This window comes from Cupriavidus oxalaticus, assembly GCF_016894385.1.
Classification (GTDB): Bacteria; Pseudomonadota; Gammaproteobacteria; order Burkholderiales; family Burkholderiaceae; genus Cupriavidus; species Cupriavidus oxalaticus.
This window is the reverse complement of sequence record NZ_CP069811.1, coordinates 642850-666313: the sequence shown is the minus strand read 5'-3', so window position 1 is coordinate 666313 and position 23464 is coordinate 642850. Positions and strand designations below refer to the sequence as shown.

The 23464-nt window shown below is 68.1% G+C and carries 22 protein-coding genes; 4 read left to right on the top strand and 18 right to left on the bottom strand.

From position 1 onward, the window contains the following. Nucleotides 1-186: 186 nt before the first annotated feature. The 5 genes from JTE92_RS02920 to JTE92_RS02900 all read right to left on the bottom strand — a co-directional run bounded on the left by JTE92_RS02920 (nt 187) and on the right by JTE92_RS02900 (nt 5573). Nucleotides 187-927, bottom strand: a complete 741-nt coding sequence (locus JTE92_RS02920; RefSeq protein WP_063241946.1) for an SRPBCC family protein — start codon at nt 925-927, stop codon at nt 187-189. Beyond that, complete coding sequence (locus JTE92_RS02915; protein ID WP_063241947.1) at nt 917-1393, bottom strand: (2Fe-2S)-binding protein; 477 nt, start codon at nt 1391-1393, stop codon at nt 917-919. The genes JTE92_RS02920 and JTE92_RS02915 overlap by 11 nt, the downstream gene beginning before the upstream one ends. A 9-nt stretch (nt 1394-1402) precedes the next feature. Further along, on the bottom strand, nt 1403-2269 hold the full coding sequence (locus JTE92_RS02910) for an FAD binding domain-containing protein (protein ID WP_063241948.1): 867 nt from the start codon (nt 2267-2269) through the stop codon (nt 1403-1405). Beyond that, entirely contained in the window at nt 2262-4565 is a 2304-nt protein-coding gene (locus JTE92_RS02905; RefSeq protein WP_063241949.1) for a xanthine dehydrogenase family protein molybdopterin-binding subunit, read from the bottom strand. Before JTE92_RS02905 ends, JTE92_RS02910 begins: the two co-directional genes overlap by 8 nt. A gap of 63 nt (nt 4566-4628) precedes the next feature. Continuing rightward, entirely contained in the window at nt 4629-5573 is a 945-nt protein-coding gene (locus JTE92_RS02900; RefSeq protein WP_116386954.1) for a Bug family tripartite tricarboxylate transporter substrate binding protein, read from the bottom strand. A gap of 368 nt (nt 5574-5941) precedes the next feature. On the opposite strand from JTE92_RS02900, the gene JTE92_RS02895 reads away from it, so the two are divergent. Next, entirely contained in the window at nt 5942-6457 is a 516-nt protein-coding gene (locus JTE92_RS02895) for a MarR family winged helix-turn-helix transcriptional regulator (RefSeq protein ID WP_063241951.1), read from the top strand. Nucleotides 6458-6545: 88 nt separating this feature from the next. Here the strand turns inward: JTE92_RS02895 and JTE92_RS02890 are convergent, their stop codons facing one another. The 13 genes from JTE92_RS02890 to JTE92_RS02830 form a co-directional block, all read right to left on the bottom strand. Further along, the gene (locus JTE92_RS02890) at nt 6546-7964 is read right to left on the bottom strand and encodes an MFS transporter (RefSeq protein ID WP_063241952.1); all 1419 of its coding nucleotides are present in this window, start codon (nt 7962-7964) and stop codon (nt 6546-6548) included. 243 nt (nt 7965-8207) lie between these two features. Next, nucleotides 8208-9164: a PDR/VanB family oxidoreductase gene (locus JTE92_RS02885; RefSeq protein WP_063241953.1), complete on the bottom strand. Its 957-nt coding sequence runs from the start codon at nt 9162-9164 to the stop codon at nt 8208-8210. 115 nt (nt 9165-9279) lie between these two features. Beyond that, on the bottom strand, nt 9280-10254 hold the full coding sequence (locus tag JTE92_RS02880) for a VOC family protein (protein WP_063241954.1): 975 nt from the start codon (nt 10252-10254) through the stop codon (nt 9280-9282). Nucleotides 10255-10277: 23 nt separating this feature from the next. Beyond that, nucleotides 10278-11756: an aldehyde dehydrogenase gene (locus JTE92_RS02875; RefSeq protein WP_063241955.1), complete on the bottom strand. Its 1479-nt coding sequence runs from the start codon at nt 11754-11756 to the stop codon at nt 10278-10280. A 115-nt stretch (nt 11757-11871) separates the two neighbouring features. Continuing rightward, nucleotides 11872-12672, bottom strand: a complete 801-nt coding sequence (locus tag JTE92_RS02870) for an aspartate dehydrogenase (protein ID WP_063241956.1) — start codon at nt 12670-12672, stop codon at nt 11872-11874. 13 nt (nt 12673-12685) lie between these two features. Further along, nucleotides 12686-14395, bottom strand: coding sequence for a thiamine pyrophosphate-binding protein (locus tag JTE92_RS02865; RefSeq protein ID WP_063241957.1), 1710 nt, complete (start codon nt 14393-14395; stop codon nt 12686-12688). Beyond that, nucleotides 14388-15191, bottom strand: a complete 804-nt coding sequence (locus tag JTE92_RS02860; RefSeq protein ID WP_063241958.1) for an SDR family oxidoreductase — start codon at nt 15189-15191, stop codon at nt 14388-14390. Before JTE92_RS02860 ends, JTE92_RS02865 begins: the two co-directional genes overlap by 8 nt. A gap of 5 nt (nt 15192-15196) precedes the next feature. Further along, the gene (locus JTE92_RS02855; RefSeq protein ID WP_063241959.1) at nt 15197-16066 is read right to left on the bottom strand and encodes an IclR family transcriptional regulator; all 870 of its coding nucleotides are present in this window, start codon (nt 16064-16066) and stop codon (nt 15197-15199) included. A gap of 32 nt (nt 16067-16098) precedes the next feature. Next, nucleotides 16099-16635: a cupin domain-containing protein gene (locus tag JTE92_RS02850; RefSeq protein ID WP_063241960.1), complete on the bottom strand. Its 537-nt coding sequence runs from the start codon at nt 16633-16635 to the stop codon at nt 16099-16101. 33 nt (nt 16636-16668) lie between these two features. Continuing rightward, nucleotides 16669-17442, bottom strand: coding sequence for an SDR family oxidoreductase (locus JTE92_RS02845; protein ID WP_063241961.1), 774 nt, complete (start codon nt 17440-17442; stop codon nt 16669-16671). Further along, complete coding sequence (locus JTE92_RS02840; RefSeq protein ID WP_063241962.1) at nt 17435-18505, bottom strand: aromatic ring-hydroxylating dioxygenase subunit alpha; 1071 nt, start codon at nt 18503-18505, stop codon at nt 17435-17437. Before JTE92_RS02840 ends, JTE92_RS02845 begins: the two co-directional genes overlap by 8 nt. A 36-nt stretch (nt 18506-18541) precedes the next feature. Continuing rightward, the gene (locus tag JTE92_RS02835; protein ID WP_371136896.1) at nt 18542-18847 is read right to left on the bottom strand and encodes a recombinase-like helix-turn-helix domain-containing protein; all 306 of its coding nucleotides are present in this window, start codon (nt 18845-18847) and stop codon (nt 18542-18544) included. A gap of 239 nt (nt 18848-19086) precedes the next feature. After that, a complete protein-coding gene (locus JTE92_RS02830) occupies nt 19087-19971 on the bottom strand; it encodes an alpha/beta fold hydrolase (RefSeq protein ID WP_063241964.1) in 885 nt (294 codons plus the stop codon). Nucleotides 19972-20550: 579 nt separating this feature from the next. Here JTE92_RS02830 and JTE92_RS02825 point away from each other — a divergent pair. From JTE92_RS02825 to JTE92_RS02815, 3 genes are all read left to right on the top strand, one after another. Next, complete coding sequence (locus JTE92_RS02825) at nt 20551-21645, top strand: porin (protein WP_063241965.1); 1095 nt, start codon at nt 20551-20553, stop codon at nt 21643-21645. A gap of 126 nt (nt 21646-21771) precedes the next feature. After that, entirely contained in the window at nt 21772-22758 is a 987-nt protein-coding gene (locus JTE92_RS02820) for a Bug family tripartite tricarboxylate transporter substrate binding protein (RefSeq protein WP_063241966.1), read from the top strand. 157 nt (nt 22759-22915) lie between these two features. Next, entirely contained in the window at nt 22916-23410 is a 495-nt protein-coding gene (locus JTE92_RS02815; protein WP_063241967.1) for a DUF421 domain-containing protein, read from the top strand. The last annotated feature ends 54 nt before the right edge of the window (nt 23411-23464 follow it).

Below are 23464 nucleotides of genomic sequence, written 5' to 3'. Positions count from 1 at the left end.
GGGCGATAGGGTAACCGTTCTGGGGAGGAGACCGTCCATTCAGTCAGGTGTGGGGGCTTGACGACCAGCACTTCGTTGATGCTCCGGCCCTCTCCCCCGGCCCCTCTCCCGCAAGCGGGAGAGGGGAGCAAACAAGCGGGATAGAAAGGATTGCGCGCAGCGCCCCCAGCAAGCCCCCAAAAACCATCACCCCAAATACCCCCGCAACCAAGCCGCACACTGCTCCCCCTGCGCCGCCGGCCAGCGCACCACGATGGTCTCGTCGCGCCGGCGCAATTCGACGCAGATGTCGCTCAGCGGTCCGCGCGCGGCATCGCCACGCCCGAGCAGCCGCGCGAACAGGCCCGGCGGAGCCGGCGGCGGCAGCACCGCGTGGCCGTTGGCGGCAGGCGCGGCGGCGGGTTGCATGCGCACGGGCGCGGATGGCTGCGGCTTGGCTACCGCTTGCAGTTGTGCTTGCGGTAGTGATTGCGCTTGCCCCTGCGGCGACAGCCGCGCCAGCAGGTTGGCGCCGAACTCATCCCACATCCGGTCCGCCTTGGTCTTCATCACGCTCAGCCCGAAGGTGCCGAGCCGTCCCAGCACATCCACCTGCACCCTGATACGCAGCTGTGTCGAGCCATCGTCCCCTTCGGTCAGGAAGATCTCGCTCGACTGGCGCAGCGAACTCGCCACCGACGCGTCCTCGCCGGTGCCCTCGGTGCGCAGGTAATGCGGCGCACGGGTCTCGACGATCTTCGTATGCAGCCGGAAGCGCGCGTTGATGAAGGCGATCTTCACCGCCATGTGCGCGATGTACTCGACATCGCTCAGCACTTCGATCGATTCCATGCCGGGCACGCAGGCGCCCATCACGTTGGGGTCGAGCAGCAGTTCCCACACGCGCGCCGGCGGCGCCGCGGTGACAAGGGTCTTTTCAATTTCCACGCATTTTCTCCGCGGCGGACAGCACGGATTCGACGATGCCCACATAGCCGGTGCAGCGGCACAGGTTGCCGTTCAGGCCGTGGCGGACCTCGTCTTCCGTCGGGTTGGGATGGTTGGCAAGCAGCGCGCACGACGCCATCAGGAAGCCGGGCGTGCAATAGCCGCACTGCAGCCCGCCGTTGTCCATGAAGCACTGCTGCAGCGGATGCAGCTGGCCATCGGCGGCCAGCCCTTCGACCGTCATCACATGGCGCCCGCGCGCCTGCACGGCAAGCATCAGGCAGGACTTGATCACCTCGCCGTCAACCAGCACGGAGCAGGCGCCGCAGATGCCGGTCTCGCAGCCGCGCTTGGTGCCGGTCAGGTTGAGGTCGTCGCGCAGCAGGTCGGAGAGCAGGCGCCGGGCCGGCACTTCCACCTGGTGTTCTTCACCGTTGACGGTGAGTTCGATGCTGACTTTGTTCATGGCGATTCCTTACTCCGAAGCCACGCCGAACAGCTCGGCTATGGTGCGGCGCGCGACCACGCGCACCATCTCGCGGCGGTACGTGCCCGAGCCGCGCATGTCCGAGACCGCGTTGATATCCGTGGCGACGATGGCGGCCGCCTCGGCGGCCAGTTCAGCCGTCACGGTCTTGCCCGCGAGCAGCGCTTCGGCGCGGCGCAGGCGCGCCGGGATCGGCGTCGATGCGCCCACTGCCAGCCGGGCCTCCACGCAGAACGCGCCTTCGCGGCGCACCGCCAGCGCCACGCTGGCCAGCGGCCGGTGCTCGGCGGCGGTGCGCAGGAAGCGCGCGTAGCGGCCGTCGGCGCCCGCGCCCGGCGCGGGCACGCGGATCTGCGTGAGCACCTCGTCGGGCGCCAGTGCGGTCACGTAGTAATCGACCAGGAAATCTTCAATGGGGATCACGCGCTCGCCGCCGCGGCCGCTGACCACGACCTGCGCCTGCAGCGCCATCAGGCAGCCGGGCGGATCGGTGGCCGGATCGGCGTAGCAGAGGTTGCCGCCGAGGGTGCCCTGGTTGCGCACCTGCGGGTTGGCCACGCGCGCGGCCATGCTGGCCAGCATCGGGTAGTGCGCCTGCACCAGCGGCGAACGGGCCACCTCGGCATGCCGCGTCAGCGCGCCGATGCGCAGGCCCTCGCGCGCATCGAACGTGATGCCGCGCAGCGGATCCAGCCGCCCCAGCGAGACCAGGTGGCCCGGCGTCAGCATGCGCTGGCGCATGCCGAGCATCAGCGCGGTGCCGCCGGCAAAGACGCGGCAGCTGTCGCCCAGGTCGGCCAGCATGCGGCTGGCCTCGGCCACCGTGGCCGGTTCCAGGAATTCGAAATCACGCATGGTCCGCCTCCTCTTGCTGCAGCGCACGCAGGCCGGCCAGCACCTTTTCGGGCGTGATCGGCAGCGACTGGATGCGCACCCCCACGGCATCGAACACGGCATTGGCGATCGCCGCCGCGCCCGGCAGGATCGCGGTCTCGCTCGCCCCCTTGGCACCGTAGGGCCCGTTGGGATCGTTCGACTCGACCACGTCGGTGCGCAGCATCGGCACCGCGTCGGCGGTAGGCATGGTGTAGTCGGCAAAGTTGCCGTTCATCAGGCGGCCTTCCTCGTAGTGCAGGTTCTCGTACAGCGTCCAGCCGATCGCCTGCACCGTGGCGCCGTGGGTCTGGCCGTGCACCGCGAGCGGGTTGATGGCCTTGCCGCAGTCGTCGGCGACAAAGCTGTCGATCACGGTGACCTGGCCGGTGCAGGTGTCGACTTCCACCTCGACCGCCTGCGCCGCGAACGAGTGCGACGGCGCGACGTTGCCGTAGTAGTTGTCGTCGTGCATCACGGTGGGCGCGTCGTAGGTGGCGCGCACATGGATGCCTTCGCCGCCGTGGCGGAAGATATGCAGCCGCGCGATCTCGGCCAGCGTGGCGGATTTGTCCGGCTGTCCCGGCACACTGATGCGGCCATCGGCGATCACAAGCTGTTCAGGATCGGCGCCGAGCTTCTCCGCCGCCAGCGCCAGCAGTTTCTGCCGCGCCTCGCGCGCGGCGCGCAACGCCGCATTGCCGGCGATGATGGTCACGCGCGACGCCAGCGAGCCCAGGCAGAACGGCGCGGTGTCGGTGTCGGGCACCATCACGGTCACGTGCGACAGCGGGATGCCCAGCTCCTGCGCGCAGATCTGGCTGAGCATGGTGTTGGCGCCCTGCCCCATGTCGCATTCGCTGGTCTGCAGCATCACGCGGCCGTCTTCGTTGAGCTTGAGCAGGATGGTCGAGCCGTCCCAGTTGCCCAGCGTGCGGTTGCCGCTGACATGCATCGCCGCCGCGATGCCAACGCCGCGCCGGCGCGTGACGGTGCCGCGCGCAGCGGAATTCGAGGCGGCGCGCTTCTGGTCCCAGCCGATCGCCTTGCGCGTCATCTCCAGGCACTCGACCATGCCGGTGCTGCTGATCTTCCAGCCGTGCACACTGGTGGCGCCGGCGGGAATCGCGTTGCGCTTGTGGACTTCTATCGGGTCGATGCCGAGCATGCCGGCCAGCACCGTCAGGTGGCAGTTCAGCGGGAACAGCATCTGCTGCCCGCCAAAGCCGCGGAAGGCGCCGCGCGGCGGGTTGTTGGTATAGGCCAGCACTGCGTGCGAGCGCACGTTCTGCAGGCAATGCATGTTGTCGCTGCGCATGGCGGTGACGTGCATCACGTCGCCGGCCAAGCCGGAATATGCGCCGCACTCGGCCGTGATGCGCACATCCTTGGCGACGATCATGCCGTCCGCGGACAGGCCCATGCGCAACCACACCGTCATCGGCACGCTGGCGCGCGCGCCCTGGAAGTCTTCCAGCCGGTTGTTGACGAGGCGCACCGGACGGTCCAGCCTGCTGGCCAGGAACGCACAGATCAGGCTGTTGTTCTCCTCGACGATCTTGGCGCCGAAGCCGCCGCCGGTGGTGGCCTGCACCACGCGGATGGTCGACACCGGCCGGTCCAGCGCCTCGGCCAACCGCATGCGCGCCAGGAACACCGACTGGGTCGAGGCCCACAGTGTCAGGCGGCCGTTGCCGTCCTGCGCCGCGACCGAGGCCATCGGCTCAAGGTAGCCCGGGTACTGCGAGTGCATGTCGTAGGTGGCTTCATACACAGCGGCGGCCCCGGCGAAGCCCGCTTCCACGTCGCCACGCTCGATCCGCATCTCGTGGCCGATATTGCGCGTACCGGCGTGCAGCTCCGGTGCGCCCTCGGCCAGCGCCGCCGCCGGCGTCAGCAATGCCGGCAGCGGTTCATACTCGACGCGGATCAGGTCCAGCGCATCGCGCGCCACCTCGTCGCTGACGGCCACCACGGCCGCCACTTCCTCGCCCACGTGGCGCACCACGCCGCAGGCCAGGATGCGCTGCTCCTTGCGGTGCGGACCCCAGTTGCGGGCGGGCACGTCGTGCCCGGTCACCACCAGCTTCACGCCGGGCAATGCGCGCGCCGCCGACGTGTCGATGCCGACGATGCGCGCATGCGGGTGCGGGCTGCGCAGCACCTTGGCGTGCAGCATGCCGGGCAGCTTGATGTCGCCGGCATACTGCGCGCGCCCCATGACCTTTTCCCGCGCGGTCACCTGCGGCGTGGACGTTCCCACGATGGCCTTGCTCATGCCGGCCTCCTGCGTGTCGTGTTGCAAATAACGTGTTGCATGAATGCGATGCGCTGGCTGCCCTCACTCCGCGGTGATGCCGAGATCCCGGATCACCTTGCCCAGGCGCTCGTAGTCGCCCGCGTTGACCTTGTCGAGCGCGGCCGGCGCGCCGCCCACCGGGATGGCGCCGAAGGTGGCCATCTTCTCGGCCACGTCGGGCAGGCGGATGACTTCGTTGAGCTGCTGGTTCAGCACCTTGACCACTTCCGGCGGCGTGCCCCTGGGCGCCATCACGCCATGCCAGGCACCGACCACCACGTCCTTGTAGCCGAGCTCGGCCAGCGTGGGGACGTTGGGCAGCAGCGGCGAGCGCTTCGCGTCCGTGATCGCCAGCGGGATCAGCCGGCCGGTGTTGATGTACTGGGCCACCGGACCCAGCGTGACGTAGGCGAAGCTCACATGCCCCGCCACCACGTCGTTGACCGCCGGCGCCACGCCCTTGTACGGCACGTGCTGGATCTTCACGCCGGCGGCGCGGTTCAGCATCTCGCCGGCGACGTGCATCGGCGACCCGGCACCCGGGCTGCCGTAGGTAAAGGTCTTGCCCGCCCTCGCCGCCGCGATCATCTCCGGCACGGTCTTGACGCCCGCGGCCGGGTTGGCCACCAGCAGCACCGCCTGCACGGCGGTCTGGATCACTGGCGTGAAGCCGTGCAGCGGGTCGTAGCTGGCGGCCGGGGCGAGCTTGAGCACCATCGGCGCGAGCGTGAACGGGTTCGGCGTGTAGAGCAGCGTGTAGCCATCGGCGGGCGCGCGGCTGACAAAGCTGGCGCCGACCACGCCGCCGGCGCCGGGACGGTTCTCGACAATCACCGGCTGCTTCAGGCGCGCGGACAGCTTGTCGGCATACAGCCGCGCCATGGCGTCGGTATCGCCGCCGGGCGGATAGGCCACGACCATGGTCACGGTCTTTGCCGGATAAGCCGCGGCCACCGCGCTGCCCGCGGCAAGCGCGAGCGCGGCCATGGCAGTGGCGGCAAGGAAAAGGCGGCGGGGGCGATCATGTCTCATCAACAGCTCCTGTGGGGGCGCATTCGCGGCGTTGGAGTGGGCTGTTGTGCGCACCGCGAAAACAGGGTTGGCTCGGGTAACAACACTGCGGTTGTTTTATTAGTAAAACATAGGTTCACATCAGGAACACATTCACTGTAGGTCGCCAATATTGATAACTCAACTTACTGAAATCACCAATTGACTTTCAACGTATGCCTATTTTGTTTTTACAGTGGTAATGTCGAGACATTTGCGGCGGACTCGCCGCCGCCTGTGAGACAATCTGGCCCGCCCACCGGCCCGGACAAACCTGGCCGGCAGACACCAGACAAGAGGACCGCATGCCCCGTGACGCCGCGCCCGCCCAGGGCCAGCCCGCGCCAGACCTGACCGCCAGCCCCTGGACCGACCTCGACGAGGCCGGCAATGGCCTGACCGTCGATAACTTCCTGACCACCATGCTGAGCCAGCTGGTGACCGCGCTGCGCAGCACGGTCACCAAGCCCTACGCCGAGCAGTTCGGCCTGACCGTGCCGGAGTGGCGCATCCTGGCGCTGCTGGCGCATGCGAAAGAACTGCCCTTCTCCGAGCTGGTCACGCAATCGACCTCGGACAAGGCGCTGGTCAGCCGCACGCTGCGGCTGCTGGAAGACCGCGGGCTGGTACGGCTGACCTCGGCCGGCAACACCCCGCGCAAGAAGCTGATCTGCGCCATCACCGAAGCCGGGTCGACGCTGCACGACCAGGTGATGCCGCTGGCACGCAAGGGGCAGGCGGAAGTGATCCGGATGCTGTCGCCGCAGGAAAGGGAGGCGGTCTACCTGGGGCTGCGCAAGCTGCTGCGGGCGCAGGGATAGTGCAGCGCCAGCTCGCACAGCAATAGAAAAAGGCCGCCCCGGATCCCGGCGCGGCCTGCAAAGATGAACGGGACGAGCACGCGCCCGTTCAGACCTCCAGTTCCTCCAGCACCTGTCCCTTGGTTTCAATGCCAAGGAAGTGCACGGTGATGGCCGCCAGCGCCGGCACCACGGCCAGCGCAAAGAAAGCCACGTTGAGGTTGCCCCCGCCGATGGTGCTGGCGATCAGCGCCGGCGCGAAGATCGCGGCCAGCTTCAGCCAGGCGCCGCCCAGCCCGCAGCCCATCGCCCGCACGCTGGTCGGGTACAGCTCCGGCGTGTAGACATAGGCGGTGATGAAGCCGCTGGCCAGGAACCCCATTGCCAGCGCGCAGAACGTCGCCACCACATAGACCGACGAAGCGTGGAACACGCCGGCCAGCACCAGCGACAGCGCGCACAGGAGGAACGACACATTGATCACCGGCTTGCGCCCGACCTTGTCGACGATCATCGCGCATACCAGCGAGCCGATCACGCCAAGCACTGACGCGCCGGCAGCAAGATTCAGCGCCAGCTGCAGCGGCGCATCGTAGACGGTCTTGTAGACCGTCGGCAGCCAGGTCGACAGCCCGTACTGGATAAAGCCGCAGGTGGCCCACAGCATCCACACCGCCATCGTGCGGCCGAGGTAGGCCTTGCCGACCAGGTCGCGCACGCGCCGGCGCGGGTGCTGGGTCATGCGTTCGTAGGCGCCGGCATTCTGCGGCGGCGGCAGCGGGCCCTTCGCGCACGCCTCGAACGCACGCAGCGCGGCGTCGGCCTCTTCCAGGCGGCCCTTCTCGGCCAGCCAGCGCGGCGATTCGGGGATCACGCGCTTCAGGATGAAGAACAGCACCAGCGGCACGCCGCCGATGAAGTACATCACCTCCCAGCCGTAGTGCGGCACCAGCCAGGCACCGACGCCGTTGGACACCATCAGGCCGATCGGGAACACCACCTCGTACAGCAGCACGAAGCGCCCGCGGCCGTGCGCGCGCGTGACTTCGTTGATATAGGTGGCGGCGACCGGCAACTCGCCGCCGAGGCCCAGGCCCTGCACGATGCGCAGCAGCAGGAAGATCTCGAACGACGGCGCCAGGCCGCAGGCAATGCTCATCAGGCCGATGATGCCCGCGCTCCAGCCGATCGAGCGCAGCCGGCCGAAGCGCTCGGCCAGCCCCGGGAACAGCAGCGCCCCGACCAGCTGGCCGACCGACGGCGCCGCGATCAGGACACCGATCTGCACCGGCGTCAGCGACCACTGCGCGATCAGCAGCGGCAGCGTGGCGGCAATGGCGATGACGTCGAAGCCATCGAAGAAGGTGGCCAGGCCGATCAGCAGCCGGGCGCGGATATGCATGGCGTTGCCCGGCATGCGTTCGATGCGGGCGACGATATTGCCGCGCGTGACGGGGCCGCTGCGCGTGGTGGCGGCGCTCTGGCCGGCGCTGTCGGCCGTCGTCACGATACCTGCGGTGGCGGCCACCGGTGCGCCGGGGGACGCTGCGTCTTGTCTTTGGGTCAGCACGGGGGAGACTTCTCGGTTGAATTCTGGGAACTGCCCGGCATGCGGGAGGTTTGCTCCCCTCTCCCGCTTGCGGGAGAGGGGCCGGGGGTGAGGGGCGGCGGCTCTAGCGGCGTGGTGCCTTGCTAAACCACCCCTCACCCTACCCTCTCCCCGTGAGGGGAGAGGGGAACACCGTCGGTGTTCTGGCGCTGTTATGCGGGCTTACAAGTCCAGCACCAGCTTGCTGCCCTTGCACCCCGACACGCATACCATCATGGTCTTGTTGCTGGCGCGCTCGCTGTTGCTCAGCACGCTGTCGCGGTGGTCCGGGCAGCCTTCCAGCACGGCGGTCTCGCACGAGCCGCACACGCCTTCGCGGCAGCTGTACTCGACCTCCACACCGGAGTCGAGCAGCGCATCGAGCAGCGACTTGCCCGACGGCACCTTGACCAGCGAGCCGGTGCGCGACAGCTGCACCACGTATTCGCCTTCCTGCACCGCCTCGGTCGACGGGTCTGCGGCAAAGCGCTCGATATGGACGTTGGGGTAGGCGTGCGCCTCGCACGCGGCCTCGAACGCATTCAGCATCGGGCCGGGGCCGCAGCAATAGAAGTGCGTCTGCGCGTCCTGTCCGCCCAGCATTGCCTTCAGGTCCGGCGGCGCGCCCGCTTCGTCGTCGAAGTGGAAGCGCACCGCGTCGCCGTAGGCCGACAGCGGTTCGGCGAATGCCGCCTCGGCACGCGAACGCGCGCAGTAGATCAGCGTGAACGACTTGCCCAGCTCCGCCAGCCGGCGCGCCATGCAGACGATCGGCGTGACGCCGATGCCGCCGGCGACCAGCACGGTGTGCGCGGCGCTCTCGTCCAGCTCGAAGTTGTTGCGCGGCGCACCCACGGTCAGCGTGGCGCCCACGCGCAGCTGCTCGTGCACGTAGCGCGAGCCGCCGCGGCTGCCGCGGTCCAGCAGCACGCCCACGGTGTAGCGGTTGCGCGCTTCCGGCGCGCCGCACAGCGAGTAGCTGCGCACCAGGCCGTTGCCCAGGTGCAGGTCGATATGGGCGCCCGGGCTGTACTCGGGCAGGGCCTTGCCTTCGGGATCTTGCAGTTCGATGCTGACCACGCCGCGCGCTTCATAACGCATGGCCTGGACGCGCAGGGTCAGGGACTGGTGGGCACTCATTTGCTGCTTCCTTCTTTCGTCGTTCCCGCGCAGGCGGGAACCCAGTGACTTTGCCTTTTGCCAGCGCTTCAACGACGCTGGGCTCCCGCCTTCGCGGGAGCGACGGTGGTTATGCTCAGCGCTTCTCGGTCAGGAACTTGCCTGCCGGGCCGCCCGCGTTCTTCTGGCGGCGGGTGTTGCCGTCGATGCCGCCCTCGATCGCCCACTCGGCGAACATGGTCGGGCCCGGCTCGAAGGCGCGCGGCTCCCAGTGTTCGTCGAGCTGGTCTTCATCGGCGTAGTACTCGATCAGGCCGCCGGCCGGGTTCTTGAAGTACCAGAAGTAGGCCGAAGAGATCGGGTGCCGGCCCGGGCCGAGCTGCGTATCCCAGCCCTTGCGCGAGACGTGCATGCCGCCGCCGAAGACTTCATGGATGTCGCGCACGGTGAAGGCGACGTGGTTCAGGCCGCTCTTGGGTTCCGGCAGCTGCAGCAGGAACAGGTCGTGGTGGCCGCCGTCGGCTGTGCAGCGCAGGAACGCGCCGCGGTCCGGGTAGCGGTCGGACGGCACGAAGCCGAACTTCTCGACATAGAACTGCTCGGTGGCCTTGACGTCCTTCACGAAGAACACCACGTGGCCGACTTCGATCGGTGTGGCGTGGTCGTAGATCGGGCTGCGCTGGTTCATGCGCGGCTTGTCGTTCCACGTGTTCATCAGCGCGCATTCGACCTGCACGTCATGCTTGCGCGTGACCTGGAAGCGCACCGCCAGGCCGTTCGGATCGGTGCAGCCGATGCGCAGCGTGGCCCCTTCGCCTTGCTTCACAAAGCCAGGCGCATCGGCGATCGCATCAGCCAGATGATCGAGCGATGCCTGCGACTCGACGCCCCACACCACTTCGCGCAGCGTCGGGCCGGCCTCGATCGCGGGCGGCAGCGAAGCATCGTCGATGCGGCGCACCAGCACGCGGCAGCCGTTCAGCGTTTCGAAGTCCAGGCCCTGCGCGTCGTCGCGCTTGATGGCCAGGCCCCAGTCCGAGAAAAAGCCACGGCAGGCGTCAAAGTCATCCGCGCCGTAGACGATCTCGTCGATTCCCAATACCTTGATCATTGCTTCTCTCCAGCCTGCCGGGTTCAGTGGTTGGCCCACGGCAGCGGTTGTTCGTTCAGGCCCCAGTACACGCTTTTCTGCTCCATGTACTGCAGGATGCCCAGCCGTCCCTTCTCGCGGCCCAGGCCGCTGTCGCGCCAGCCGCCGAACGGCGTCGCGATCGAGAACTGCTTGTAGGTGTTGATCCACACATTGCCCGCCTGCACCGCACGTGCCACGCGCCACGCGCGCTTGTAGTCGCGCGTCCAGATGCCGGCGGCCAGCGCGTAGACACTGTCGTTGGCCTGTTCGATCAGGTCGTCCTCGTCGTCGAACGGGATCGCCACCAGCACCGGGCCGAAGATTTCTTCCTGGCAGATACGGGCGTTGTTATCCAGGCCTTCGATGATGGTCGGCGTGTAGAAATAGCCGTTGGGCAGGCCGGCCACCTCGGGACGCACGCCGCCGGTGCGCAGCTGCCCGCCTTCGTGCACGCCGGTCGCGACGTACGATTCGATGCTGTCGCGGTGGCGGTCGGTGATCAGCGGCCCCATCTGGGTGCGTTCGTCGGCGGGATCACCCACGCGCAACTGCGCGGCGCCGTGCGCCAGGCGATCCATGAAGGCCTCGTACTGCGAACGCGCCACGAACAGGCGCGAGCCGGCGATGCACGACTCGCCCGACGAGCTGAAGATGCCGTACAGCACGCCGTTGACCGCGTGGTCGAGGTCGGCGTCGTCGAACACCATGGTCGGCGACTTGCCGCCCAGCTCCAGCGACACCGGCATCATCTTGTCGGCGGCGATATGGGCGATGTGTTTGCCGGTGGTGGTGCCGCCGGTGAACGACACGCGGCGCACCAGCGGATGCTTGGTGATGGCGTCACCGATCACCGAGCCCTTGCCCGGCAGCACGCTGACGAGGCCCTTTGGCACGCCGGCTTCTTCGCAGATGCGCGCCAGTTCCAGCGCCATCAGCGGCGTGACTTCGGCGGGCTTGACCACCACGGCGTTGCCGGCGGCGAGCGCAGGGGCCATCTTCTGCGCCTCGCTGGCGATCGGCGAGTTCCACGGCGTGATCGCCGCGACCACGCCCATCGGCTCGTAGACGCTCATGGTCAGGCAATCGCCGCGCTGCGGCGTGATGGTTTCTTCCAGCGTTTCGCAGGCAGCGGCAAAGAACTGGAAGGTGCCGGCGGCGCTGGCGACCAGGGCGCGCGTCTCGCTGATCGGCTTGCCGTTGTCCAGGCGCTGGCGCTGGGCCAGCGGCTCGGCCTGTGCGCGGATCAGTTCGGCCACGCGGTACAGCACGGCGGCGCGCTCGTGCGGCTTGCGCTGAGCCCAGCCGCTGGTGAGGAAGGCGTGGTGAGCGCCCTGCACTGCCTCTTCCACATCGGCCAGGCTGGCGGCGTTCAGTTCGGCGACGACTTCGCCGGTGGCCGGGTAGCGCGTGCCGTAGCGATCGCCGGTGCCGGGGCGCCATTCGCCGGCGATGCAGATGGGGAGGACTTCTTGTGGGTTCATGTCGTTGCCTGCTATGTCTGTCTATGTGCGGTGTCTTGTTGCGACGGCACCATCAAATGCTGCTGCGGAACTCCCCTCTCCCGCATGCGGGAGAGGGGAGCAAACCGTCGGTCGTTTAAATCGATACCGCGTGCGCCCGGTTGCCCAAGGCCCGCACCACACTGAACACCGTCAGCGCCGAAGTCTTCGGATTCGCCGCCAGCGGCTTGCCCCGCATCGTCAGCTCGAACCCGCCAAACGCCCCACGCGCTTCCACGTGATGCACGTTCTCCACCGCATGCGGATCGGCCAGCAGCCTCACCGACGTGCGGTCCAGCCCAAGCCCGGCCAGCGACACCGTGGCCGCCACGTTGGCGTTCTTCGGATACAGGCGCGCGGCGTCGCGTGCCGTCCCTTCGAAGATCACCGTCGCCTCGGTCAGCGCATCCAGGTCGAACAGCTTTTCGGCCGGCGTGCCAGCCCAGGCGCGCGCCGGCTTGCGGCCGGTGTAGATCACTTCATCCAGCCCGCCGACGCGGGCCGCGGCCAGTGCGTCGATCGCGCCGATCGCGCCGGACAGCAGCTGCACCTGCGTGCCGCCGCGGCGCGCCGCCGCTTCCAGCCGCTCGGCCATGCCGGGCTCGGACAGCGCGCCCACCGACACCACCATGCACGGGATGCCGCGCTCCAGCGCCGGCACGATGTGCTCTTCCAGCGCATGGTGGCCGGCGCACTCGACCAGCAGGTCGGGGCGCTGGTCGTCCAGGTGCGTGGCCACGCGGGCACCGGGCGCCAGCGCCGACAGCGCACCGCGGGCCTCGTCCATCGCGTTCTCGGGCACGATCACCACGTCGAAGGCGACGTCGGGATCGCTCTTGAGCAGCTCAAGCACGCCCCGGCCAATCGCCCCGCACCCAATCATGGACACATGCAGCATGTTTCTGCTCTCCTCAGGCGCTGATGGTGGCCTGTTCCGAAGCCGGGGTTTCCTTGTTCACCGGCGGGCCGGCAAACACGGTCTTGAAGCTGCCGATCGACAGCATGTCGATTTCCAGCAGGAACGGGCCGGGCTCGACCGTGGCCTGCTCCAGTGCCGCGCCGACTTCCGCCAGGCTGCTGACGCGGGCATGGCGCAGCGACAGCGACCTGGCCAGCGCGGCGTAGTCGGGCGTATGCAGGTCCACGTAGTGGCGGCGGCCGCCGTACTGCGCGTCCTGGATGTTCTTGATCACGCCGTAGCCCTTGTCGTTCATCAGCACGATGACCATGTCGGCGCGTTCCTGCACCGCGGTGGCCAGCTCACCCAGGTTCAGGATGAAGCCGCCGTCGCCGGCCAGCGTGAAGGTCTTTTTGCCCGACGCGGTGGCCGCCGCGCCGATCGCGGCGCCGATGCCCATCGCCAGGCCCTGGCCGATGCCGCCGCCCAGCGCATGCACGCCGGCACGCGAGTCGAAGATGCGCAGCTGGCGGTTGCCCCAGGTGCTGTTCGACACGGTCACGTCGCGCACCCAGTTGAAGTTGCGGCCCACGGCCCCCTGCAGTGCCTGCACCAGTGCCGAGTACGGGCCGAGGCCGTCGACCAGGCTGCTGACGGCAACGTCGTGCGCGCGGCGCAGGTCGGCGGCGAAAGCCGGATCGACCTTCATGCGGCCTTCCAGGCGGTCCGCCAGCGCGTCCAGCGCCAGCGCGGCATCGCCGCTGACAAAGTAGTCGCTCTGGTAGCAGCGGCCCTCGGCGGCCGGGTCGGCGTCGATGCGCAGCAGCGGGCGCGGCAGCTTCAGTTCGTACTTCAGCGTTTCATTGCCGCGCAGGCGCGAGCCCACCACCAGCATCGCGTCGCAGGTCTGGTAGAAATGCTCGACCGGCTTGTGCAGGTTGAAGGCGCCGAGCGTTCGGGGATCGTCTTCCGCCACGATGCCACGGCCCTGCGTGCTGGTGACCACGCCGAAGCCCAGGTCCAGCAGGCGCTGCACCTGCTTGCTGGCGTGGCGCGCGCCGCCGCCCAGCCACAGCAGCGGACGTTTGGCGTTGACCAGGCGTTCGGCCAGGGCGTCCAGCGCGTGCGTCGACGGCACGTGCCTCGGCACCGGCAGCGGCTGCAGGTCGGCCGGCAGGTCGATCAGCGCGGCCTGGATGTCGATGGGGATCTCCACGCTGACCGGGCCGGTCGGCGCGGTCAGCGCGGTCTGCACGGCCAGCTTGATGGTGCTGAGGGCGGTGTCGGCGCTGCGGATGCGGAAGGCGGCCTTGGACACGGCCTTCAGCATGGTGAGTTGGTCCGGCGCTTCGTGGATGTAGGCCAGGCTCTGGTCCAGGTACGGGGTCTCGATCTGGCCGGTGATATGCAGCATCGGCGTGCCGGCGGTCAGCGCTTCAACCATCGCGCCGGCGGCATTGCCCGCGGCGGTGCCGGTGCTGGTCAGGCACACGCCCAGGCCGCCGGTGGTGCGGGCGTAGGCGTCGGCCATGTTGGTGCCGCCCGCTTCGCCGCGCGCCGGCACGAAGCGGATCTTGCCGCGCTCGCCCATGGCGTCGAGGATCGGCATGTTGTGGATCGAGATCACGCCGAACGCGGCCTTGACCCCGCACTGCTCAAGGAACGCCGTGATGGCGCAGCCAACGGTGACCTGCTGTTGTTCGTACTGGTGTTGATTAGGCATGACGGGAGTGTCCTCCGGAGATATCGATATGGCTGCCCGTGGTGTACGAAGACAACGGCGAGGCAAGGAACAGGATGGCGCGGGCTGTCTCGACGGGCAGGCCCAGGCGGCCAAGGGGAATATGTTTCTGCTGGGCCAGGCGCGCGGTCCACGCGGCCCAGTCCAGGTGGCGGTCCTCTTCGGGACGCGCCTCGAAGCGGCGGCGCCACTGGCCCGACTCGACCAGCCCGATCAGGATGCCGTTGACGCGCACGCCCTTCGGCGCGAACTCGGTGGCCATCGAGCGCACCAGGTTGAGCACGCCGGCACGCGCGGCGGAGGTCGCCACCATGTGCGGCTCCGGCTGCTGCGCCAGCAGCGAGTTGACGCAGACGATCGCGCCCTGTCCGGACTTTTCCAGCTGCGGCAGGAAGGCGCGCGTCGGGTGGATCACCGAGAAGAACTTGAGCTGCAGTTCGTCCATCCAGGCCGCGTCTTCGGTATTGGCGAAGGTGGACACGCGGCCCTGGCCGGCGTTGTTGACCAGCATGTCGACGTTGCCGAGCTTCTGCTGCACGTCGGCCGCGAAGGCGGCGACCTGTTCCGGCTTGAGCACGTCGCAGGTGGCGGCATGAAGGCTGCACCCGGGGAATTTCTCGCGCAGCTGTGCTTCGGCGCTGTGCAGGCGGGCCTCGTCGCGGCCGCACAGGGCGACGGCGGCACCCGCTTCGAGCAGCAGTTCGACGGTCGCCAGCCCGATGCCGGAGGACCCGCCGGTAACGACGGCAACCTTGCCGCCGAGTTCAATCATGGACATTGTCCTCACTCCCGATACAGATTCACGACCTTGCCGGCGCTGTGCAGCGACGGCCGGTAGTCGAGCAGGCGCGACAGCTCGCCTGCAGTGTTCCGCACTTTCTCCACCATCGCGTCCAGCTGGTCCGGATCGAAATGCGCCGGATCGATATGCGCGGCGGGAATGGTGGCGCCCAGCGCCGCCACCACCTTGCCGGTGCGGTCGCGCACCGGCGCGGCGATGGTCGAGATGCTCGATTCGAAAAAACCTTCCTGCAGCACGTAGCCACGCTCGCGGTCGCGCTGGACGATGGCAAAGAGCGCATCGGCCGTGCGCGGCGTGCTGTCGGAGAACACTTCCAGCTGCGCCTCCGGATACAGCGCGCGCAGTTCCGCCAGCGGCAGGTCTTCCAGCAGCACGCGCCCCAGCACCGTGGCATGCGCGGGCAGCCGCGTGCCGACGTTGACCGAGCTGGCGAAGGGCCGCGGCGACACCGCTTTGGCCACATACACGATCGAGCGCCCGTCGCGCACCACCAGGTTGGTCGGGTAGCCGATCTCGTCGCGCAGCCGCTCCAGCAGCGGGCGGCCCAGCTCGGTCAGCTCCAGCGACGCCAGGTACTCGAACCCGAGCCGCAGCACCGCCATGCCCAGCCGGAAATCGCGGCCGCCATCGGCACGCTCGACAAAGCCCAGCATCTCCAGCGTGGCCAGCAGCCGGAACACGGTCGAGCGCGGCACCTTGAGCCGGCGCGCCAGCTCGGCGGCCGACATGGTGCGGTCCTTGCTGCTGAACTCGCCGAGCAGGCGCAGGCCGCGCTCCAGGCCCGGGACAATGTACTTGTCCGGGGTCTCGTTGGCGGCTGGCGTCGTGGCCGGGATGGCGCTGGTGCTCATGGTCTGTGCTTGCGGACGGGCGGAGGCCGGCATCAGCGCTTGATCTTCGACAGCGGGTGCTCGGGCGGGTACGTCGGCGTGATCGGCTTCTGGGCGCCCAGCATCACGCACATCAGCGCGTCTTCCTCGCCGATGTTGATTTCCTCGCGATACACGCCCGGCGGCACCGAGACCAGGTCGCGGTCGGTCAGGATGGTTTCGAAGCGCTCGCCGTCCTTCTCCAGGATCAGCTTGACCTTGCCGCGCAGGATGAAGAACACCTCTTCCACGTCGGTGTGGATATGCGACGGGCCCTCATGGCCGGCCGGGATGATCATCGTCGAAAAGGTGAAGTGCTCCGACGGCACGGTGTTGGTGTCCGCGGCCACGCCGGTGCCGCCGGTACCCAGGTAGCGCATCTGCGCGCGGCGGTACTTGGGGTCGTAGTCGGCCTGGAACTTCAGCGCGTTCCAGTCGTACTTGCGCGTGGAGAAGCGCGCCACGCGGCTTTCCATCCACTGGTCGAACGAGGCGTCCTCCGGTTGGTCCCAGGAACGCTTGATGTTTTGTTGTTGGGAAAGATCGCTCATTTGGATTCCTTCTGCTTTCAGTGGATCGGTGGATCAATGCATGACAAAGCCGCCGTTGACCGCCAGCGTCTGGCCGGTCACGAAACGGGCAAGGTCGGACAGCGCGAACAGCACCGCGCCGCAGACGTCTTCGGGCAGCTGCTCGCGCGAGATCGCGCGCTGCTCGCGGTACAGGTCGTGGCGATGCTGCGGCACGTATTCGGTGGCTTCCACCAGCGTCAGGCCCGGCGCCACCGCGTTGACGGTGATCTGGTCGCGGCCCAGTTCGCGCGCCAGCGAGCGGGTCATGCCGATGATGGCGCTCTTGCTGGCCACATAGGCCAGCAGGTTGGGCGCGCCCCACAGCGGCGTGTCCGAGGCCAGGTTGACCACCGCGCCGCGGCCGCTGGCACGCAGCGCCGGCAGGCAGGCGGCGGTCATCAGCCAGGTGCCGCGCACGTTGACGTTCATCACGCGGTCCCAGGTGGCGACGTCGATGGCGCCGGCGTCGCGCCCGCCCGAGTCGGTCACGGCGGCGTTGTTGACCAGGCCGTCGAGACCGCCCAGCGCCTTGACCGCGGCGTCGGCGCAGGCCTGCACCGAGGCGGGGTCGGACAGGTCCAGCGTCACCGGCACCACCTTCAGGCCGCGGGCGCGCAGCGCCTCGGCTTCCTGCTGCAGGCGCTCGGCCAGGATGTCGGCCATCGCCACGCTGGCGCCGGCTTCGGCCAGCGCCTTGACGAAGGCCAGGCCCAGGCCGCGCGCGGCGCCGGTGACCAGCACCTTGCGGCCGGCCAGCAGCGTGTTGTTCTTGATGGCCTCAGGCATGGCTGGCGGCTCCGGCGGCTTGCGTGGGCTTGAGCATCGCCACCGGCTCGTCGGCGATCTCCTGGTCGGCGCGGCGCTTCAGCAGACGGCGCACGCGCGTGATGCCGGCATCGTGCTGGTACAGCATCTCGTGGTCGCGGGCGTTGGGGGCCATCATTTCCAGCACCACGCGGTCCTGCTCCAGCACGTCCCAGTGCAACTGCTCCAGGCGGTTGCGATACAGGAAGCGCCACACGTCGCGCTCCCAGCCCTGTACGTGGCGGGTGCGCCAGAAGAACACCATGCAGTGGTCCTCATCCACCGGCGTGGCCATGCCGACGATGCCGAACGGACCGCCGGGGCCGACGCTGGCGCGGTACGGGATCGCCAGGCGCAGCCACAGCGTGCCGGTCTCGCCGAATTCCACCCAGTCGAAGTTGACGCCGCGCTGGCCGGTCTTCTCGAACACCAGGCCGTGCTCGGTTTCGCGGATCTGCATCACGGCGGACTTCTCGCCGCAGGCCATCGAGTGCGACACCGCGTGCAGGTAGGCGCCGTGCATCGGGTCCATCACGTTGTCGATGGCGTAGCGGTAGTTGCAGTCCCAGTGCGCCACGCACAGGAAGTGGCTGTGCTCTTCGCTGACCAGTTCTTCCGGCAGGCGCAGTTCGTCGGGGCTGCCCGCGCCTTGCGGGGCCTGGTCGCCGAACCACAGGAAGATCGCGCCGGCCTGCTCCTGCACCGGGTAGCTGCGCACGCAGGTGCGGCCTTCCAGCGGGCAGCTTTCCACTGCCGGCACGCTCTTGACCTGGCCGTCGCCGCCGACTTCCACGCCGTGGTACCAGCAGGCGACGCGGTCGCCCAGGTTCCAGCCCATCGACAGCCGCGCGCCGCGATGCGGGCAGCGGTCTTCCAGTGCGTGGACCTGGCCGGCGCCGTCGCGCCACAGCACGATGTTCTGGCTCAGGCGAGTGATGCCGATCGGGGCGTGGGACACCGCCCACGAGGCGGCGACGGGGTACCAGTAGTTGCGCAGGCCGGTGTTCAGGCGGGCTTCGGCGCGGGCTTGCTTGTTCGATTCCATGTTGTTCTCGCTGTCGACGCGGTTCGTGGGGCGGGCTCAGGCGCCCAGCCGGCGCATTTCGGAGAGGAAGCGCTCTTCGGTCCAGGGCTGGCCGTCGACGCCCAGGAAACCGGCGGCGTTGAACGCGCGCACGATGTCCTGCGGGTTCTGCGCGCCGCCCTCGAACGCGGCTTCGATGGCATCGCCCAGCGCGTTCTCGTAGGCGCTCGGTGCGCTGGCGCGGGTCTGCCAGACGATGTTGGCGACCTTGCCGGGTTGCTCGATATGGCCCTTGCCTGCGACGTTGTTCGGCGCCGGACGCTCCCAGGGCACCAGGTTCGGGTTGTACGAGAGGCTTTCCATTGCGCTTTGCTCCATGTCTTGCAGCTTGGGGGACCGTGTTCCAACGCCGTCCGGATGCGCCCTGCTTCTGCGTCCGTCGTGTTTTACTAATGAAACACTGGTTTAGATATTGAACACAGGTACGACTATAGACAACGCGATGACAAAAATTGACTGGGGTAAACCCGCGAAGCCGGGTCAGGCGGCGCAAACTGCGCGCCAGTGAGACGGCACCGCACCATGGCGGCGCCGTTCGGGTATCAGGCAGCGGTCTCGGGCAGCGCCGAGCGGATCAGCCGCGCGGTGGCGGCGGCCTGCTCGATGTAGCAGGCATGGCCGGCGTCGGGGATCAGCGCCAGCGGCAGGTCGAAGCGTTCGGCCAGCGTGCCGCAGGCCAGCGGCGTGGTCACCACGTCGTGGCTGCCGCAGGCGATGCGCGTGGGCAGTGACGGCGGACGGCGCGACAGGTAACGGTCGATATCGTCGCCGCACAGCATCGCCACGGCCTGGCGATAGCCGTCCGGGTTGAGCCGCTGCATGTTCCAGCGCACCCACGACTGCGCGCCGGCATCGGCCAGCTCGCTCAGCAGCCGCGCCGGTCCGCGTTGCGCCAGCCCTTGCACGCCGAGCGTGTCCAGCGCCGCCAGCCGCTGCTGTGCCACCTGCTGCGCCTGCGCCTCCTTGCCCGCCGCGCCGTAGCCCTGGGCCACGCTCAGCAACAGCAGCCGCGCGGGCAGGTTGCGCGCGTTGGCGACATAGGCTGCTGCCATCAGTGCGCCAAGGGAATGGCCGACGATCAGGGCAGGCTGTACTGCCAGCGCCTGCAGCATGCCGTCCAGCCGTTGCGCGTAGTCGGACGCCAGCGGGCGCTGCTGCGCCAGCGGTGTCGAGTTGCCGTAGCCCGGCGCATCCCAGGCGATCACCCGCGCCTGCGCGGCCAGCAGGCTCGCGCAAGGCAGCCATGAGGCCGCGCCGGAGCTGATGCCATGCAGCAGCACGATGGCGGGCCCGCTGGTGCCGCCGCTGCGGTAAGCCACCTGCGCGCCGCCGTCTACCGTTACCTGGCGTTCCGCAAACCCGCTGCTCAGGGCCTCCAGAAGCTGCCGGTCCGGCTGCGGAAAAATGGGGGGCTGATTTTGTTTCATATATAAAACTTAGGTTTGCGAATAAAACTTTTGAAGCATAGGCGTGCGCATCGGGAAGCGGGATCAGGGTTAACGATAGGCCTGTCCGACACGAAGACGTCCACGCGCCGGGCTGGTGCACGCACCCGTTTGCACGGCGTGGCCGGCCTTCGCCGATGGCATCGGGCGCAGCGCCTTTGCCGGTGCGGCAAGGCGCATCGGCGGATGGGCCGCCAATGCCGCGCGCCGCGCTGCGCCAATGCACCGCCCCGCGCGCACGGCGGGCCCTGCTCAGGTGCAGCCGGCGGCTGTCCGGCGTGTCGCCGCCCTGCCGCACTAGGGATAACCCTCCTCACAGCTTTTGGAAACTCGCAGCTATATTTTGCTCAACGTTTCTTATGTTGTTCGATGTTCCACATATAAAACATAAAAGCGTATCTGGCAGCATTTTTGCGTCATCGCGGCTTTTTGACAGCCCCTGCGGGCCCACAGAGGAGAACACCCAGCCAACAACAAGCCTGCCCTGAAACCCGGCCGCCATCGCAGCGGCCCGTACCACAAAGACGATTACAAGACGGAAAAACGGAAGGAAACTGGTAGATGAAACTTGCACGAACCGCCGCGGCGCTGCTTGCGGCTTCCCCCCTGCTGGCCTCGGCCCAATCGTCGGTGACGCTGTACGGCGTCATCGATACCGGTGTCGAGTACGTGAGCAATGTCGGCGCCAACGGCGACAGCCTGATGCGCATGCCCAACAACACCGCCACGGTGCCGTCGCGCTGGGGCATCCGCGGCACGGAAGACCTGGGCGGCGGGCTGAAGGGCCTGTTCGTGCTGGAATCGGGCTTCTCGCCGGACACGGGCAACGCCAACCAGGGCGGCCGGCTGTTCGGGCGCCAGGCGCTGGTCGGGCTGAGCAACCAGTATGGCCAGCTGTCGTTCGGCCGCCAGTACACGATGCTGTTCTGGACCATCCTCGACAGCGATATCCTGGGGCCGAACGTGTACGGCTCGGGCTCGCTCGACAGCTACCTGCCCAACACGCGCGCCGACAACGCGGTCGCGTACAAGGCCAACTTCAACGGCTTCGTGGTCGGCGCGACCTACAGCTTCGGCCGTGACGCGGTCAACGCCGGCCCCAGCCCGGCCGGCACCAACTGCGCCGGCGAGAACCCTGCCGACAAGAAGGCCTGCCGCGAGTGGTCGGCCATGGTCGGCTATGACAGCAAGACCTGGGGCCTGATCGCGGCCTACGATTCGCAGCGCGGCGGCCCCGGCGCGTTCGGCGGCCTGACCAGCAGCAACCTGACCGACGACCGCCTGTCGCTGGGCGGCTACATGCTGCTGAAGAACACCAAGCTCGGCGCCGGCTGGATCCGCCGCGACAACGAAGGCAGCCCCACGCCGATCAGCGACCTGTACTACGCCGGCGTCTCGCATGACATCACGCCCGCGATCAACCTGGCCGGCCAGGTCTACTTCCTGAACTACCACGGCAGCGACAACGAGGCCATGCTGTACGCGCTGCGCGCGACCTACAGTTTCAGCAAGCGCACCTCGGTCTATGCCACCGCGGGCTATATCAACAACGACGGCCAGCTCGCCATGTCGGTGAGCGGGGGTTCGCCCGGCTCCAACCCGCGCCCGGGCGCGAACCAGTGGGGCTCGATGCTGGGCATCAAGCACATCTTCTGAGTCGGCCGAATCGGCCAAACCGGCCACCCTGCCCCGGCGCCGCACGCCGGGCTTCACCAGCCGCTTCACCAGCCATGTTGGCCCCGGCCCCCGCCGGGCGCCAGGTTTTACCGAGGTCTGAACATCATGAAGTCTGCACGCCGCAAAGTCCTGGCCACGCTGGCCGCCGCCGCCTCCGTGCTCTGCACCGGCACCGCCCTGGCGCAGGGCGCGTACCCGAGCAAACCCATCACCATCGTCGTCGCCTATCCGGCCGGCGGCGATGTCGACGTCCTGGCCCGCATGTTCGCGGAAAAGCTGGCACCGCGGCTGAAGCAGTCGGTGGTGGTGGAAAACCGCACCGGCGCCGCCGGCACCATCGGCAGTGCGTATGTCGCGCGCGCCAACCCCGACGGCTACACGCTGCTGCTGGCGCCCAACACCGTCGCCATCGCTCCGCTGGTGCTGAGGGCCGGCACCGGCGCCACCTACGACGTGCAGCATGACTTCACCCCGATCGCGCAGATCGGCACGCAGTCGCTGTTCGTGGTGGTCAACAAGGGCACCGGCATCACCAAGGTCAGCGACCTGGTGGCACGCGCCAAGTCGGGCAAGGTGGAAACCTACGCCACGCCGGGCAACGGCTCGCCGATGCACATCATGGGCGAACTGTTCAACAAGTCCGCCGGCATCAAGATCAGCCAGGTGCCGTATCGCGGCCTCGCGCCCGCCATCGTCGACGTGATCGGCGGACAGGTGCCGGTGACCTACGTCACCTACGGCGCGGTGGCGCAATACGTGGGCAACGGCAGCCTGGTGCCGCTGGCAGTCGCGGACCTGAAGCGCTCGCCGTTCGCGCCCAACGTGCCGACGCTGGCGGAGCTGGGCTACAAGGATGTCGAGATCGGCGCCTGGCAGGCGCTGCTGGGCCCGAAGAACATGCCCGCCGACATGGTGCGCACGCTCAACGCGCATATCAACGACATCCTGAAGATGCCCGACGTGGTCGCGCGCATGGCCACCATCGCGGTGACCCCGGCAGGCGGCGAGCCGGCCGCGCTGTCCAAGCTGATCGCCGCGGATACCAACCGCTATACGAAGATCGTGAAGGAGTTCGGCATCCAGGCCGACTGAGCCTCGCACCGGCGGGCTTCCTGCGAAAGCAGGAGTCCGTCTGGCGGCGCTACGGCAATCCGTACGCAGCCGCTGCAAGAATTACCGTCACCAAAGCGGCGTGGCGTGCCCAGGCGCTGTTCCTGCAAAGTGGCCCGGAAGTTGCAACGTTGCGGGCATGGACCTCTCGTTCGACTGGCGCGAAGCCCTCTTCTTCACCATCTCGCCGCTCGAGATCGTCGTTCGCGGCACGGTGATGTACTGGGCGCTGTTCCTGATGTTTCGCTTCGTGGTACGGCGCGACATCGGCTCGCTGGGCATTGCCGACCTGCTGGTGGTCGTGATCGTGGCCGATGCGGCGCAGAACGGCATGGCCGGCAAGGGTGAAGGCGTTGCCGACGCCATGCTGCTGGTCGCCACGCTGATCGCATGGAACCGGCTGATCGACCTGCTTGCCTACCATTTCCCCACGTTCCAGCGCTTTGCCGAAGCGAGGAAGATCCTGCTCGTGCGCGACGGCACCAAGCTCGCTGAAAACATGCGGCGCGAATCGATCACCGACGACGAGCTGGAAGCCAAATATCGCGAGCAGGGGGTAGAGAAGCTCGAGGAGATCAAGGCGCTGTACCTGGAGGCGGATGGCAAGGTCAGCGTGATCAAGAAGAAGTCGTGACGCGGTGGAATTGCATTGGGCCACATCGTTCCCGCGCAGGCGGGAACGATGATG

Excerpts from the sequence above, each read along its gene's own strand:
- JTE92_RS02915 (WP_063241947.1), bottom strand. The coding sequence starts at position 1,393 with ATGAACAAAGTCAGCATCGAACTCACCGTCAACGGTGAAGAACACCAG.
- JTE92_RS02910 (WP_063241948.1), bottom strand. The coding sequence starts at position 2,269 with ATGCGTGATTTCGAATTCCTGGAACCGGCCACGGTGGCCGAGGCCAGC.
- JTE92_RS02905 (WP_063241949.1), bottom strand. The coding sequence starts at position 4,565 with ATGAGCAAGGCCATCGTGGGAACGTCCACGCCGCAGGTGACCGCGCGG.
- JTE92_RS02900 (WP_116386954.1), bottom strand. The coding sequence starts at position 5,573 with ATGGCCGCGCTCGCGCTTGCCGCGGGCAGCGCGGTGGCCGCGGCTTAT.
- JTE92_RS02895 (WP_063241951.1), top strand. The coding sequence starts at position 5,942 with ATGCCCCGTGACGCCGCGCCCGCCCAGGGCCAGCCCGCGCCAGACCTG.
- JTE92_RS02885 (WP_063241953.1), bottom strand. The coding sequence starts at position 9,164 with ATGAGTGCCCACCAGTCCCTGACCCTGCGCGTCCAGGCCATGCGTTAT.
- JTE92_RS02880 (WP_063241954.1), bottom strand. The coding sequence starts at position 10,254 with ATGATCAAGGTATTGGGAATCGACGAGATCGTCTACGGCGCGGATGAC.
- JTE92_RS02875 (WP_063241955.1), bottom strand. The coding sequence starts at position 11,756 with ATGAACCCACAAGAAGTCCTCCCCATCTGCATCGCCGGCGAATGGCGC.
- JTE92_RS02870 (WP_063241956.1), bottom strand. The coding sequence starts at position 12,672 with ATGCTGCATGTGTCCATGATTGGGTGCGGGGCGATTGGCCGGGGCGTG.
- JTE92_RS02865 (WP_063241957.1), bottom strand. The coding sequence starts at position 14,395 with ATGCCTAATCAACACCAGTACGAACAACAGCAGGTCACCGTTGGCTGC.
- JTE92_RS02860 (WP_063241958.1), bottom strand. The coding sequence starts at position 15,191 with ATGTCCATGATTGAACTCGGCGGCAAGGTTGCCGTCGTTACCGGCGGG.
- JTE92_RS02855 (WP_063241959.1), bottom strand. The coding sequence starts at position 16,066 with ATGAGCACCAGCGCCATCCCGGCCACGACGCCAGCCGCCAACGAGACC.
- JTE92_RS02850 (WP_063241960.1), bottom strand. The coding sequence starts at position 16,635 with ATGAGCGATCTTTCCCAACAACAAAACATCAAGCGTTCCTGGGACCAA.
- JTE92_RS02845 (WP_063241961.1), bottom strand. The coding sequence starts at position 17,442 with ATGCCTGAGGCCATCAAGAACAACACGCTGCTGGCCGGCCGCAAGGTG.
- JTE92_RS02840 (WP_063241962.1), bottom strand. The coding sequence starts at position 18,505 with ATGGAATCGAACAAGCAAGCCCGCGCCGAAGCCCGCCTGAACACCGGC.
- JTE92_RS02835 (WP_371136896.1), bottom strand. The coding sequence starts at position 18,847 with ATGGAAAGCCTCTCGTACAACCCGAACCTGGTGCCCTGGGAGCGTCCG.
- JTE92_RS02830 (WP_063241964.1), bottom strand. The coding sequence starts at position 19,971 with ATGAAACAAAATCAGCCCCCCATTTTTCCGCAGCCGGACCGGCAGCTT.
- JTE92_RS02825 (WP_063241965.1), top strand. The coding sequence starts at position 20,551 with ATGAAACTTGCACGAACCGCCGCGGCGCTGCTTGCGGCTTCCCCCCTG.
- JTE92_RS02820 (WP_063241966.1), top strand. The coding sequence starts at position 21,772 with ATGAAGTCTGCACGCCGCAAAGTCCTGGCCACGCTGGCCGCCGCCGCC.
- JTE92_RS02815 (WP_063241967.1), top strand. The coding sequence starts at position 22,916 with ATGGACCTCTCGTTCGACTGGCGCGAAGCCCTCTTCTTCACCATCTCG.